This is a genomic window from Bradyrhizobium sp. SZCCHNS1050 (assembly GCF_032484785.1).
GTDB lineage: Bacteria > Pseudomonadota > Alphaproteobacteria > Rhizobiales > Xanthobacteraceae > Bradyrhizobium.
Window position 1 is genome coordinate 1,160,588 of record NZ_JAUETR010000002.1, and the last position, 13,927, is coordinate 1,174,514.

The following is a 13,927-nucleotide window of genomic DNA, read 5'->3' on the forward strand; positions in this document are numbered from 1 at the left end:
AATATAGGCGGCACGCCCGGGTTCCAGATTGATTGCGATCAAATCGCTGAGCGGCTGGAGGTTCGGATCGGCGCGGCAGCCCCTCCAGGTTTCTTTCGGCGCCGGGGCCTCCACAGCCGAAGAGCCGTTCAGGAAGAGCCTTGGAGATGGTGAACCGGACGTTAACCCGAACGGTTCGCGCGACGCTTGAGGAAAGGATGGAGAAAGCCTTACAGTGCAAGGCCTTAGGTCCCATTGAGGAGGTGCGATCGCAACGCCCCGCGCGACCCTCCGACCACCGGGCTGGGCGGCCGGCGCATTCACAAACATTGCCCGCTTAACAAATTTTCCAGTCCCAGCAGAGAAGGTGTCAACTCAACAATTCACCACAGGTTTCATGACCGTGACATCCTTCGGACGCGTGATCTCGGTGCGGGGCTCCCAGGCCCGCGTCGGCATTCTGTCGACACAGCAGATGAACGTCTCCGATATCCGCGCGACAGTCGGCCGTTTCGTCAGCATTCGCTGCCCGAGCGCCACGATCATTGCGATCATCACCGAGGTGACCAGCGAGGACCTCTCGCGTGCCAACGAATACGTCGCGACGGCTTCGGTAGACCTGCTCGGCGAGATTCTCGGGCCGGCCGAACGGCCCAAGTTCCAGCGCGGCGTCACCCACTACCCGACCATCGGCGACGCCGTCGACATGATCACGAGCGAGGAGCTGCGCACGATCTACACGCCGACCGCCGGCGACCACATCGACATCGGCGCGCTGCAGCAGGACACCTCCGTGCGCGCCTGTGTCAATGTCGAGGAAATGCTGTCGAAGCACTTCGCCGTGCTCGGTTCGACCGGCGTCGGCAAATCGACCGGCGTGTCGCTGCTGCTCAACGAGATCCTGAAGGCGCGGCCGAACCTGCGCATCTTCCTGCTCGACGTCCACAACGAATATGGCCGCTGCTTTGGTGAAAAGGCGCTGGTGCTGAACCCGCGCAACCTGAAGCTGCCGTTTTGGCTGTTCAATTTCGAGGAGATCGTCGACGTCCTGTTCGGCGGCCGACCGGGCGTGCCGGAAGAGCTCGACATCCTGGCCGAAGTGATCCCGCTGGCGAAGGGCATCTACACCCAATACCAGAACACAGACCGCATCGGGCTCAAGCGCATCGACCCGAAGACCGTCGGCTACACCGTCGATACGCCGGTGCCCTACCGCCTCGTCGACCTGATCAACCTGATCGACGAGCGCATGGGCAAGCTCGAGAACCGCTCCTCGCGCATCATCTATCACAAGCTGATCTCGCGGATCGAGACGGTACGCAACGACCCGCGCTACGCCTTCATGTTCGACAACGCCAATGTCGGCGGCGACACCATGGCCGAGGTCATCAGCCACCTGTTCCGCCTGCCGGCCAACGGCCGGCCGATGACGGTCATGCAGCTCGCCGGCTTCCCGGCCGAGGTCGTCGACTCCGTGGTCTCGGTCGTGTGCCGCATGGCCTTCGATTTCGGCCTGTGGAGCGACGGCGTCTCGCCGCTGCTGTTCGTCTGCGAGGAAGCGCACCGTTACGCCTCGGCCGACCGCTCGATCGGCTTCGGCCCGACCCGCAAGGCGATCTCGCGCATCGCCAAGGAAGGCCGGAAATACGGCGTCTATCTCGGCCTGATCACCCAGCGGCCGGCCGAGCTCGACGCCACCATCATCTCCCAGTGCAACACGCTGTTCACGATGCGGCTTGCCAACGAGCGCGACCAGTCGCTGCTGCGTTCGGCGGTCTCGGATGCCGCTGCCAACCTGCTCTCCTTCGTTCCCTCGCTCGGCACCCGTGAGGTGCTGGCGTTCGGCGAAGGCGTCGCGCTGCCGACCCGGCTGCGCTTCAAGGAGGTGCCGCTGCATCAATTGCCGCGCAGCGAGGCGACGATCGCCACCGTCCGATCGGTGAATGCCGGACACGACATGCATTTCGTCAGTGCCGTGCTGGAGCGCTGGCGCGGAGCGACCTCGAGCCGGGACGCGTCGAGCGGCGACAGCGGCGCCGGCAACCTCGGAGATCGCGGCAGCCTGTCCGCCTCGCTGGACGCGCCAATGCTGCAGCCGTCGATGGGCCTCGACCCGGACCGCTTCTCGCTGCTGAAGAAGCCGCTGCGCTAAAGCCGGCGGCGGCTCCTCTCAACTCCCGATCGACGACGGCTGCCGAGGGGGCCTTGCGGGCACTCCGCCACTGGCGGGTGATGGACCGAGCTGGACCGTTGCGCCTGCGCCGCGATCGACTAAGGTTCGCCCCCTGCCACGCATGCCGGACCCGTTGCCATGACCCAGCCCGCCATCAGCCGCTTCCCCGTGCCCGCAATCGATGCGCTGCCGGACGACATCCGCACCCGCCTGCTCGGCGTGCAGGAGAAGAGCGGCTTCGTGCCCAACGTGTTCCTGACACTTGCGCACAGGCCGGACGAGTTCCGCGCGTTCTTTGCGTATCACGACGCGCTGATGGAGAAGGACGGCGGGCTGACCAAGGCCGAGCGCGAGATGATCGTGGTCGCGACCTCGAGCGCCAACCAGTGCCAGTATTGCGTGATCGCGCACGGCGCGATCCTGCGCATCCGCGCCAAGAATCCCCTGATCGCCGACCAGATCGCGATCAACTACCGCAAGGCCGACATCACGCCACGGCAGCGGGCGATGCTCGATTTCGCGATGAAGGTGGCGCTCGAGGCGCAAACGGTCGGGGATGCCGATTTCAAGGCGCTGGCCGGCCACGGCTTCGGCGACGACGATATCTGGGACATCGCCGCGATCGCGGCGTTCTTCGCGCTGTCGAACCGGATCGCGAATGTCACGGGCATGCGGCCCAACGACGAGTTCTACCTGATGGGGCGGCTGCCGAAGACCACGTGAGACGATCAGTCGTCCGACGCCGGCCCGCACCAGCCGGGCAGATAGACCGCGTCGTGGCTCTTTGCGGCCGCCAGCGCGTGCTCCATGGCGGCGGCAAAATGGGTCTCGACCGTCTTGCGCTTGACCTTGCGGCGCAGGAAGTCGGCCCATAGGAACTCGCTGAACGGCGTCGTGTCCTTGGCGAAGCCGCCGGCGCGGCGCAGCTCGCCGGCCAGGCTGCGGAACGGATCGTCCTTCAGATTCGCGACGGACTTCGGCAGATCCTTGAAATGCCGCCGCTCGCCCTTGGCGTCGTAAGGATAGACCCAGCGCTTGTTGTCCATCACGCCCCAGAACGCCTCGCGATCGACCATCGAGAGGTCGCCGATCACCGTGACCAGCACGTCCTTGACGCCCTCGTCATGGAGCGCGCGGGCGAGGTGATGGTGGTCGACGACGTAGTGCCGCTCATCGGGACCAAGCACCACCGGGATCATGTGCTTGCCGAGCAGCTCGGCCTGCTTCTTCTTCGACTTGTGCTCGCGCCAGCGCTCGCGTTTCTCCTTCACCTCGCGCATGCCCACGGTCATCTGCGTCGGGCGCAGGGACAGGATCGGCACGGGATGAAGCAGCGGCTCGCGGGTATTGGCCATGGCTGGGCTCCGGGGGATGATCAGCATTATGCCACGCCTGCCGAGCCGTTCCAGCGCATCTGCCCGTAGCTGCGACGCCGTTCGGACCGGCCGCGGCAGGTTCCAATCACCCGCGGAGCGGGCGCCGATTGGATGCATCCGAGGAGCGAGATGCTTTGCTGATGCAGCTCAATTATGGCAAAGTTTCTTTGTGAGAGGTCGGGCCTGCGTGCTAGAAAGGACCATCGGAGTCGAGGCATGAAGTCCCAGCGCCCCATTGCAGCGGAGGAAGAGCATCGCGTGGTGCCGTTCCGGCCGCGCAGCAGTCCGGTGCGGCGCGTCACCGAGGGCGGCAGTCCGCCGATTCAGCTGCATCGGGGCGAGCGGCCGACACTCGATCTCTCCCGGTATGAGCAGCCCCGCGAGGAGCCCGATGACTTCCGTCACCGCATCCTGGCCAACATCGCCGCCATCGCCTTCACGGTCGCGTTGACCGCGATCGGCATCTGGCTGGCGATGAGCATTGCCGACCTGCGCAAGACCCAGGACTGCCTGCTGACCGGACGGCGCGACTGCGCCCGCATCATCACCGAGACCTACACGCCCTGATCCCCCTGCTGGACGCGGCTGCCGCGGCCGACGAGGCATCACAATCCCGCCACAACCGCCGTGTCCGGCTCCATTGAACTCACCGCGTCGCTCCGATATACGGGCACACGACTCCCGGGCGACGGGGGTAGAAGGGCTCGCATCAGACGGCCCCGGGGGCGCGGTGTCCTCCCGTCGCCACCTACCGGATTAGCTCCAAAATATCAAAGGCTTAGTGATGTCCTCAACATTCGATCAGGTCGCCACGATCATCGCTGAAACCTGCGACATCCCGCGCGACACGATCACGCCGGATAGCCATGCCATCGACGATCTGGGCATCGACAGCCTCGATTTCCTCGACATCGCATTTGCGATCGACAAGGCCTTCGGGATCAAGCTGCCGCTCGAGAAGTGGACGCAGGAAGTCAACGACGGCAAAGCCAGCACCGAGCAGTATTTCGTGCTGAAGAACCTGTGCGCCCGCATCGACGAGCTGGTCGCCGCCAAGGGCGCGTGAGCGCCCGCCATGCAGATCGAATACTTCCTGCTCATCGACCGCATTCTCGATCTCCGGCTGGACGAGAAGACCATCACCGTCGAAGCCAAGGTCCCCACCGAAAGCACGATCTTCGAAGGACATTTCCCGGGCTATCCGATCATGCCCGGCGTTCTCCTGATCGAATCGATGGCGCAGACATCGGGCTGGCTGCTGCTCGCGCTGATGAAGTTCGAGCGGATGCCGTTCCTTGCCGCAGTCAAGGAGGCCAAGATGCGCGGCTTCGTGTCGCCGGGCGAGGTGCTGACCGTCGAGGCCAACGTGCTGCACGAGGGCTCCGGTTACGCCATGACCGAAGCGCGCGTGAAGGTCGGCGGCAAACTGCGTTCGAATGCGACCATCACTTTCAGTCACGTCCCCTTCCCCAATCCGGAGCTGCGCGGGCACATGGACGCCGTCGCCGAGCGCGTCGGCTTTCCGCAACAGGTCCTGCAGCGATGAGTGAGACGACAGCCGTGACCTCCGAACCCGTCGAAGTCTGGATCACCGGTATCGGTCTTGCGACCTCGCTTGGCGAGGGACTCGATGCGAACTGGGACGCCCTCAACTCCGGCCGGATCAACGTCGATGAGCAGGGTTTCGCGCCCTACATCGTGCATCCCTGGGCCAAGGTGAATCTGGAAGCGCAGATCCCGAAGAAGGAGCAGCGCCAGATGGAGGCGTGGCAGCGCATCGGCACCTATGCCGCCGGGCTTGCGCTGGATTCCGCCGGCCTCAAGGGCAACAAGGACATCCTGTCGCGGATGGACATGATCGTCGCCGCGGGCGGCGGTGAGCGCGACATCTCCGTCGACACCGCGATCCTCAACGCGGAAGCCCAGGGCAATTGCACGCCCGGCTTCCTGAACGATCGGCTGATGAGCGACCTGCGCCCGACCCTGTTCCTGGCGCAGTTGTCCAACCTGCTCGCCGGCAACATCGCGATCTCGCACGGCGTCTGCGGCACCTCGCGCACCTTCATGGGCGAGGAGGTTGCGGGCGTCGACGCGTTCAAGATCGCTTTGGCCCGCATCGCCGGCGGCCAGAGCGACATCGCGCTGGTCGGCGGCTCGCACAATGGCGAGCGCAAGGATCTGCTCGTGCTGTACGAGTTCGGCGACTACAATCTGAAGAACGAATTCAAGCCGGTCTGGTCCCGCAAGGACCATCCGGGCTTCGCGCTCGGATCGGCCGGCGCGTTCCTGGTGCTGGAATCCAGGCCACATGCCGAGGCCCGCGGCGCCAAGCCGCTGGCCCGGCTCAGCAAGGTCGTCGCCGACCGCGCCCGCCGCAAGGAGGCAGGCGCGGTGACCGGAACGCTGGACCGTCTGTGGTTGGCGCTCGACGTCCACGAGGCCCCCGGCGCCATCATCACCGGCGCGACCGGCGCCGAGCCGGTGACGTCGGAGGAGCGCGCATTCCTCGACCATCACAAGGCGTTCGCGGTGCGCTCGAGCGGGACCCGCTTCGGCCATTCGATGGAGGCGCAGTTCGCGCTCGGTCTCGCGCTCGCTGCGCTCTCGATCTCGCGCGGCGCGCTGTTCGCGCCGGGTGACGCCTCGGGCGTGGAGACCGACATGAAGGATGCTCCGGCCCAGATCGTGGTGGTCGGCGCCGGCCACTACCGCGGCGAAGGCATGGCCTTGGTCGAAGCAGTCAAGTGAACGCGGCACGGCCTTAAGAAGACACGACGGGGGACATCATGAGTGTACGCGACAAGTTTGGACGCCCCATCGTGGTCGTGACCGGGATGGGCATCGTCACCTCCCTTGGGGCAGGCAAGTCCGATAATTGGAACAAGCTCGTGGCCGGCGAGTCCGGAATCCGCACCATCACGCGGTTTCCGATCGACGGCTTGAAGACGACCATGGCCGGCACGGTCGATTTCGTCCCCGTGGCGCCGTTCACGTCGACGGGACTGTCCGAGCGGCTCGGTCACATGGCCGTCGAGGAAGCCATCGCGCAGGCTGGAATCGGCAGCAAGGGCGATTTTCCGGGCCCGCTGTTTCTCGCCGTGGCGCCGGTCGAGATCGAGTGGCCCCAGCGTCTGGAGCTCGCGCACGAGGTTGGCGGCACTCAGTTCACCTATGACGACCTGCTGAAGGTCTGCGGCGGCGGCAAGTTCGTCAACTATCACCACCGCTTCCTGTTCGGCTCGGTCGCCGATTCGCTGTCCGACACCTTCGGCACCAAGGGCTCGCCGATCTCGCTGTCGACCGCCTGCGCCTCCGGCGCGACCGCGATCCAGCTCGGCGTCGAAGCCATCCGACGCGGTGAGACTGACGTCGCGCTATGCGCCGCCACCGAAGGCTCGGTCAATCCGGAAGGGCTCGTGCGCTTCTCGCTGCTGTCGGCGCTGTCGACCCAGAACGACCCGCCGCAGGCCGCCTCCAAGCCGTTCTCCAAGAACCGCGATGGCTTCGTGATGGCCGAGGGCGCCGGCGCGCTGGTGCTGGAAAGCTACGACGCGGCCGTGGCGCGCGGCGCCAAGATCCTCGGCGTCGTCGCTGGCTGCGGCGAGCTGACCGACTCCTTCCACCGCACCCGTTCCTCGCCGGACGGCAAGCCGATCATCGGCTGCATCCGCAAGGCGCTCGCCGATGCCGGCATGGCCCCTGAGCAGATCGACCATATCAATGCCCACGGCACCGCCACGCCCGAGAACGACAAGATGGAATATGTCGGCGTCTCCGCCGTGTTCGGCGAGCACACCAGCAAGATTCCAGTGTCGTCGAACAAGTCGATGGTCGGCCACACGATCTCGGCAGCCGGCGCGGTCGAGGCGATCTTCTCGCTGCAGACGCTCGAGCATCAGCGCATTCCGCCGACCATCAACTACGACATTCCGGATCCCGCGATCCTGTTCGACGTCGTCGGCAACAAGGCCCGCGATGCGCGCGTCACCACCGTGATGTCGAATTCGTTCGGCTTCGGCGGCCAGAACGCCTCGCTGATCCTGACGCGCGAACCGGCCTGATCCGCCGCTGCCATCGATGAGTCTCCTGCCCCTCCGGACCAAGCTCGTGATCCGCCGAGCCGTGAAGTCGGCCGGGGCTTCCGCCGTCGGCGCGCTGACGGTCGGCATGCTCAGGACCACGCGCTATTTCGACCCGCAGAAGACGGCCGACCGCTTCGCGCGCATTGCGCAGATGATCGGGCCACGCCTGCGCGAGCAGCGCATTGGTCGCGACAATCTCACCGCGGCCTTCCCGGAGAAATCGCCCGACGAGATCGAGAGAATCCTCGCCGGCGTGTGGGACAATCTCGGCCGCGTCGGCGCCGAGTTCGCCCATCTCGACAAGATCTGGGATTACGACGAGGCGCATCCCGAGCGCAGCCGGATCGAGCTGTCGCCGCGCACCCATGAGCTGTTTCATCAGCTCCGTCTCGACGGCAAGCCAGCCCTGATCTTTGCCAGCCATCTCGCCAATTGGGAGATGCCGGCGCTGGCGGCGGTCGCCCATAAGCTCGATACGGCGATCCTTTATCGTCGACCCAACATCGCCGCCGCCGACCGCATCATCCAGGAGATACGGCAGGTCAAGATGGGCACACTGGTCCCGGCCGGCCGCGACGCCCCGCTGCGGCTGGCCCAGGCGCTCAAGAACGGCCAGCACGTTGCCATGCTGGTCGATCAGTACCTGACCGGCGGCGTCGAGGTGACGTTCTTCGGCCGCAAGACCCGCGCCAATCCGATGCTGGCCCGCCTCTTACGCCAGGTCGAATGCCCGGTGCATGGCGTGCGCATCATCCGCCTCCCCGGCAATCGCTTCCGCGCCGAAGTCTCGGAGGAAGTGACGCCGGTGCGGACGGCCGACGGACAGATCGACATCCAGGGCACGACGCAGGCGATCACCGACGTCGTCGAGAGTTGGGTCCGCGAATATCCCGAGCAATGGCTCTGGCTGCACCGGCGCTGGCGGTAGCTCGCGCCGTACCAAATTCCACCCCAAGGAAGCCGGTTGGCAGCATCCGATGCCGTCGACAGGCCCATCCGAAGAAAACTCTTACCTCCTACACGAACGCTCGCTACCTTGGCCGCCGATCCGACAGATGTTCGGAAGCTCCAGGGAGGACAAGCGCGAATGTTTTCGCATGTGATGATCGGCACCAACGACCTCGACAAGGCCAAGGCCTTCTACGACAAGCTGCTGGGGACGCTGGGCGTGCGCCCCGCCAGGGTCGACGGCCACCGCATTTTCTACATCACACCGACCGGCATCTTCTCGGTGTCGAAGCCGATCAACGGCCAGCCCGCGACCCCTGCCAATGGCGGCACCATCGGCTTTGCCTGCAGCTCGCCCGAACAGGCCGACGCCTGGCATGCGGCGGGGCTCGAAGCCGGCGGCACCACCTGCGAAAACCCGCCTGGTGTTCGTGAAGGTTCGGCCGGCAAGCTGTATCTCGCCTACCTGCGCGACCTCGACGGCAACAAGCTCTGCGCGATGCACCGGATGACGTGATCGATCTCAACCGATTTGTCAGATCAAACCAAGCGATCAAGTCTCGTCATTCCGGGGCGATGCGCAGCATCGAACCCGGAATCTCGAGATTCCGGGTCTGGTGCTTGCTCACCATCCCGGAATGACGGGAGTCATCACCTGCCCGTCTTCACCTTGGTCCAGAGCCGGTTGATGATCCGCTGCGTCGCCGGCTCACGGGCGGTGATGACGAACAGCTTCTTCAAGGTCGCGTCGTCCGGATAGATGTTCTTGTCGCCAAGGATCTTCGGGTCGATCAGCTTCTGGCTGGCCAGGTTGCCGTTGGCATAGGACAGGAAGTCCGAGTTCTTGGCGGCGACCTCCGGGCGGTAGAGGTAGTTGATCAGCGCATACGCCTCAGCCACGTGCGGGGCGTCGGCGGGAATCGCAAAATTGTCGAAGAACATCTGCGCCCCCTCTTTCGGGATCGCATAGCCGATCTCGACGCCGTTCTTCGCTTCCTGGGCACGGCTCCTCGCCTGCATGATATCGCCGGACCAACCGACGACGAGGCAGATCTCGCCGGTGGCGAGCGCGCTCAGATATTCCGACGAATGAAACTTGCGCACCGATGGCGCGACCTTGCCGACCACCTCGGCCGCCTTCTCCAGGTCGGCCTGCCTGGTCGAGTTCGGGTCGATGCCGAGATAGCTCAGCGCCGCCGGAAAGATGTCGTCGGCGGAATCCAGCATGTGGACTCCGCAATCCTTGAACTTGGCGAGGTTCTCCGGCTTGAACACCATGTCCCAGCTGTCGATCCGCGCGCCGGGACCCAGGATCTTCTCGACCGCCTTGACGTTGTAGCCGATCCCGGTCGTGCCCCACATGTAGTTGACGGCGAACTGATTGCCGGGATCGTAGGTGGCGAGACGCTCGGTCACGACAGGCCAGGCATTGGCGAGATTCGGCAGCTTCGACTTGTCGAGCGGCTGGAAGATTTTTGCCTTGATCTGGCGCTGTAGGAAGTACGCGGTCGGCACCACGACGTCGTAGCCGGATTTGCCGGCGAGCAGCCGCGTCTCCAGGGTCTCGTTGGCGTCGAACGTGTCGTAGACCACCTTGATGCCGGTCTCCTTGGTGAAGTCGTCAAGGACACCGGGCGCCATGTAGTTCGACCAGTTGTAGAAGTTGACGACGCGCTCCTCGGCGCGCCCCGCCGGTACGGAAAGCGTCAACGCCGCGACGGCCAGCGCCAGAGCCGAACCCATGCAGCCGCGCGTCATCACTTGTCTCCTAGCGCCGGTGGATGGCGTCCGACAGACGCTCCAGCGCCGTATCCAGGGTTGCGTCCTTCTTGGCAAAGCAGAACCGCACCACGGAGGTCACGGCATCCGTCTCGTAGAACGCCGACACCGGGATGGCGGCCACCTTGTAGTCGTGGACGATGCGGCGGCAGAACTGCTCGTCGGTCTCGTTGAGGCCGAGCGGCGAAAGGTCGACGGTCAGGAAGTAGGTTCCCTGCGCCTTCAGCACGGGAAAGCCCAGGCTTTCGAGACCGGCCGTGAGCCGGTCGCGGCTGCGCGCGAGCTCGCTGCGCATGTTGACGAAATAGTCGTCCGACTTGCCGAGGCCGTAGGCGACTGCGACCTGCAGGTTCGGCGCGGTCGTGAACGTCAGGAATTGATGCACCTTGGCGGCCACGCGCAACAAATGCGGCGCGGCGCAGACGAAGCCGATCTTCCAGCCCGTCAACGAGAAGATCTTGCCTGCCGAGCCGACCTTGATGGTGCGGTCGCGCATCCCGGGAATCGCGATCAGCGGAATGTGCGCGCGGCCGTCGAACACGACGTGCTCCCACACCTCGTCGCAGATCGCGACCGCGTCGAACTCCTGGCAGAAGCGTGCCAACAGCTCGAGGTCCTCGCGCGGGTAGACCACCGCGGCCGGGTTGAGCGGGTTGTTGAACAGTACCGCCTTGGTCTTTGGCGAGAACGCCTGCCGCAGCATCTCCTCCGAGAGCCGCCAATGCGGCGGCTCGAGGCGGACGAGGCGCGGAATGCCGCCGGCCTGGCGGATGATCGGCAGATAGGAATCATAGACCGGCTGAAAGCAGATCACCTCGTCGCCCGGCTCGACCACCGACAGGATCGCCGACGTCAGCGCTTCGGTGCCGCCGGAGGTGACCATGACCTCGCTCATCGGATCGAGATCGAGCTTGTGCCAGTGCTTGTAGTGCGCGGCGATGGCCTGGCGCAGCTCCGGCAGGCCCATCATCGACGGATACTGATTGTAGCCGTTGAGGACCGCGTCGGCTGCGGCGCGGCGGATATCCTCCGGGCCCGGATCGTCGGGAAAGCCCTGCCCCAGATTGATGGCGTCGTTGTCGCGCGCGAGCTGCGACATCTGCTCGAAAATGGTGACGGGCAGGTCGGCGAAGACCTTGTTCTGCGAGATCATGATCGCCTGTCAGCCGCCGGTCCTGGTCGGCAGGCCGGCCGCCTTCCAGCCGAGCATACCGCCCTGGAGATGCTTGTCGTAGGGCAGCCCGGCGGCCTGCGCGGCGAGCGATGCCGTCACCGAGCGCTTGCCAGAGCGGCAGGCGAACACGACGTCCTTGCCTTGGGGATCCGGGATCAGCTTCGGGTCGAAGCCCGACAGCGGAACGACGACGCCGTCGGGATAGGCTTCCGCGGAAACTTCATTCGGCTCGCGCACGTCAACCAGAAGAATTCGCCCTTCCGCGATCCCCTGGGCCACGTCCTGCGGGGTCAAATCGTGCACAACAGCCACGCCCATCCTCCAAGCCTTCAGCGGGGCCGTATCGGCCCTGATCCGGCCGCCAAACTCACCCCAGACGCTGCGAAAATCAAGCGCTTCGGCACGCTGACGGGATGGGTCTCGAGCTCAGATCGTGACCTGGGTGCCGACCTCCACCACCCGCCCGCTCGGGATCTGGAAATAGTCGGTCGCATCGTTGGCGGAGCGGCTCATCGAGATGAACAGGTGATCCTGCCAACGCGGCATGCCCGAGTGCGCAGCCGGCTTCAGCGCGCGGCGCGACAGGAAGAACGAGGTCGACATGATGTCGAACTGCCAGCCGAGCTTGCGCGCGATCGCCAGGGCGCGCGGCACGTTGGGCGATTCCATGAAGCCGAAGCGCAACGTCACCTTGGAAAACGTCGGACTGATCTGCTCGAGGCGAACGCGTTCGGACGGCTCGATGCGCGGCGTCGGCGCGGTCTCGATCGTCAGGATCACGTTCTTTTCGTGCAGCACCTTGTAGTGCTTGAGGCTGTGCATCAGCGCGGTCGGCGCGCTCAAGGGATCGCTGGTCAGGAACACGGCCGTACCGGCCACCCGCTGCGGCGGACGCTTCTCAAGCATGGTCACGAGATCGGCGAGCGGGAATTCGAGCTTGCGCGACTTGTCGAACAAGAGCCGGCTGCCGCGCCGCCACGTGTACATCAGCGTCATCACGAAGCCGCCCAGCGCCAGCGGCACCCAGCCGCCTTCGAACACCTTCAGGAGGTTCGCCGCCAGGAAGGTCAGGTCCAGGAACAGGAACGGCGCAATCAGCGCGGCGGCCGCGAACGGCGACCACCGCCAGACCTTCCAGATCACGACGAAGCCCATCATGGCCGTCACGACCATGGTGCCGGTGACCGAGATGCCGTAGGCCGAGGCCAGCGCGCTGGACGACTTGAACATCAGCACGAGCAGCATGACCGAGATCAGCAGCAGCTTGTTGATGCGCGGAATGTAGATCTGGCCAGAATGCGCCTCGGAGGTGTGACGGATCTCGAAGCGCGGCAGCAGGCCGAGCTGGATCGCCTGCCGGGTCAGCGAATAGGCACCGGTGATGACGGCCTGGCTCGCGATGACGGTCGCCATGGTGGCGAGCGCGACCATCGGGATCAGCGCCCAATCCGGGAACATCAGGAAGAACGGGTTCTCGATCGCCTTCGCGTCGGCGATCACCAGCGCCCCCTGCCCCAGATAGTTCAGCGCCAGCGACGGCAGCACGATGAACAGCCAGGCGGTCTGGATCGGCCGCTTGCCGAAATGGCCGAGGTCGGCATACAGCGCCTCGGCGCCGGTGACGGCAAGGAACACCGCGCCGAGCGTGATGAAGCCGATGATCCCGTGATGCAGCATGAAGGTCACGGCATGCAGCGGGTTGATCGCCCACAGCACCTCCGGATGGTGCAGGATCGGCGGCAACGCCGCGATCCCGATCACCAGGAACCAGATCAGCATGATCGGGCCGAAGAACGCCGCCACCTTGGCCGTGCCGCGCACCTGGACCGCGAACAGCATGACCAGGATGATGACCGTGAGCGGCACGACGTAGGGATCGAACGCCGCCGTCACCAGCTTGATGCCCTCGATCGCCGACAGGACGGACAGGGCCGGCGTGATCACCGCGTCGCCATAGAACAGCGCGCCGCTGACGATACCGAGCAGAACGATGACGCTGGCGCCGCGCGTGACCGCACGCTGGGCGAGCGCCATCAGCGCCAGGGTGCCGCCCTCGCCGTGGTTGTCGGCGCGCAGCAGGATCACGACGTATTTGAGGGTCACGACGACGATGAGAGCCCACAGGATGAGCGAGATCACCCCCATCACGGCGTGAGGCGCAGCTTCGCCGCTGCTGCTCGCAGCCATGACCGCTTCACGCAACGCGTACAGCGGGCTGGTGCCGATGTCGCCATAGACGACACCGATGCTTCCCAGTGTCAGCGCCGCGAAGCTCGCCGTGGAATGGGCGTTGCCATGCCCGTTGGTCGCCGGCGCTTCCGCGGGCGTAGCTGCGACGTCGACTGTCATGGGGTAGCCCCCTCGAGGACTCGTTAATGCTTCACTGCACAACGCGGCAGAGCGCGCGGCTTATAGC

14 protein-coding genes are annotated in these 13,927 nt (G+C 65.3%); 9 read left to right on the forward strand and 5 right to left on the reverse strand.

Annotation, left to right across the window (positions count from 1 at the left end; genetic code table 11):
- Window positions 1–376: 376 nt before the first annotated feature.
- Both QX094_RS29745 and QX094_RS29750 read left to right on the forward strand, forming a co-directional pair.
- Window positions 377–2,131: an ATP-binding protein gene (locus tag QX094_RS29745; protein ID WP_316185899.1), complete on the forward strand. Its 1,755-nt coding sequence runs from the start codon at window positions 377–379 to the stop codon at window positions 2,129–2,131.
- 159 nt (window positions 2,132–2,290) lie between these two features.
- Entirely contained in the window at window positions 2,291–2,875 is a 585-nt protein-coding gene (locus QX094_RS29750) for a peroxidase-related enzyme (RefSeq protein ID WP_316185898.1), read from the forward strand.
- Window positions 2,876–2,880: 5 nt separating this feature from the next.
- Here QX094_RS29750 and QX094_RS29755 read toward each other — a convergent pair whose 3' ends face one another.
- Window positions 2,881–3,507, reverse strand: a complete 627-nt coding sequence (locus QX094_RS29755; protein WP_315714488.1) for a ParB-like protein — start codon at window positions 3,505–3,507, stop codon at window positions 2,881–2,883.
- Between the two features lie 237 nt (window positions 3,508–3,744).
- Here QX094_RS29755 and QX094_RS29760 point away from each other — a divergent pair, with 237 nt between their 5' ends.
- The 7 genes from QX094_RS29760 to QX094_RS29790 all read left to right on the forward strand — a co-directional run bounded on the left by QX094_RS29760 (window position 3,745) and on the right by QX094_RS29790 (window position 9,075).
- A complete protein-coding gene (locus QX094_RS29760) occupies window positions 3,745–4,095 on the forward strand; it encodes a hypothetical protein (protein ID WP_315714489.1) in 351 nt (116 codons plus the stop codon).
- A 217-nt stretch (window positions 4,096–4,312) separates the two neighbouring features.
- Window positions 4,313–4,594: an acyl carrier protein gene (locus QX094_RS29765; RefSeq protein WP_006609130.1), complete on the forward strand. Its 282-nt coding sequence runs from the start codon at window positions 4,313–4,315 to the stop codon at window positions 4,592–4,594.
- Between the two features lie 9 nt (window positions 4,595–4,603).
- Window positions 4,604–5,074, forward strand: a complete 471-nt coding sequence (locus QX094_RS29770) for a 3-hydroxyacyl-ACP dehydratase FabZ family protein (protein WP_315714490.1) — start codon at window positions 4,604–4,606, stop codon at window positions 5,072–5,074.
- Window positions 5,071–6,276, forward strand: a complete 1,206-nt coding sequence (locus QX094_RS29775) for a beta-ketoacyl-ACP synthase (protein ID WP_316185897.1) — start codon at window positions 5,071–5,073, stop codon at window positions 6,274–6,276. Before QX094_RS29770 ends, QX094_RS29775 begins: the two co-directional genes overlap by 4 nt.
- Window positions 6,277–6,314: 38 nt before the next feature.
- Window positions 6,315–7,589, forward strand: coding sequence for a beta-ketoacyl-ACP synthase (locus tag QX094_RS29780; RefSeq protein ID WP_409977896.1), 1,275 nt, complete (start codon window positions 6,315–6,317; stop codon window positions 7,587–7,589).
- A gap of 16 nt (window positions 7,590–7,605) precedes the next feature.
- A complete protein-coding gene (locus QX094_RS29785) occupies window positions 7,606–8,538 on the forward strand; it encodes a lipid A biosynthesis lauroyl acyltransferase (protein ID WP_316171233.1) in 933 nt (310 codons plus the stop codon).
- A gap of 159 nt (window positions 8,539–8,697) precedes the next feature.
- Window positions 8,698–9,075 (forward strand): VOC family protein, encoded by a 378-nt coding sequence (locus tag QX094_RS29790; RefSeq protein WP_315714493.1) that lies wholly within the window; start codon window positions 8,698–8,700, stop codon window positions 9,073–9,075.
- Between the two features lie 134 nt (window positions 9,076–9,209).
- Here QX094_RS29790 and QX094_RS29795 read toward each other — a convergent pair whose 3' ends face one another.
- The 4 genes from QX094_RS29795 to QX094_RS29810 form a co-directional block, all read right to left on the reverse strand.
- Window positions 9,210–10,316, reverse strand: coding sequence for a polyamine ABC transporter substrate-binding protein (locus tag QX094_RS29795; protein WP_315714494.1), 1,107 nt, complete (start codon window positions 10,314–10,316; stop codon window positions 9,210–9,212).
- A 10-nt stretch (window positions 10,317–10,326) separates the two neighbouring features.
- Window positions 10,327–11,490: an aminotransferase gene (locus QX094_RS29800; RefSeq protein WP_315714495.1), complete on the reverse strand. Its 1,164-nt coding sequence runs from the start codon at window positions 11,488–11,490 to the stop codon at window positions 10,327–10,329.
- Window positions 11,491–11,499: 9 nt separating this feature from the next.
- The gene (locus QX094_RS29805; protein WP_315714496.1) at window positions 11,500–11,829 is read right to left on the reverse strand and encodes a rhodanese-like domain-containing protein; all 330 of its coding nucleotides are present in this window, start codon (window positions 11,827–11,829) and stop codon (window positions 11,500–11,502) included.
- Between the two features lie 108 nt (window positions 11,830–11,937).
- Window positions 11,938–13,860 (reverse strand): potassium transporter Kup, encoded by a 1,923-nt coding sequence (locus QX094_RS29810; protein ID WP_315714497.1) that lies wholly within the window; start codon window positions 13,858–13,860, stop codon window positions 11,938–11,940.
- Between the last annotated feature and the right edge of the window lie 67 nt (window positions 13,861–13,927).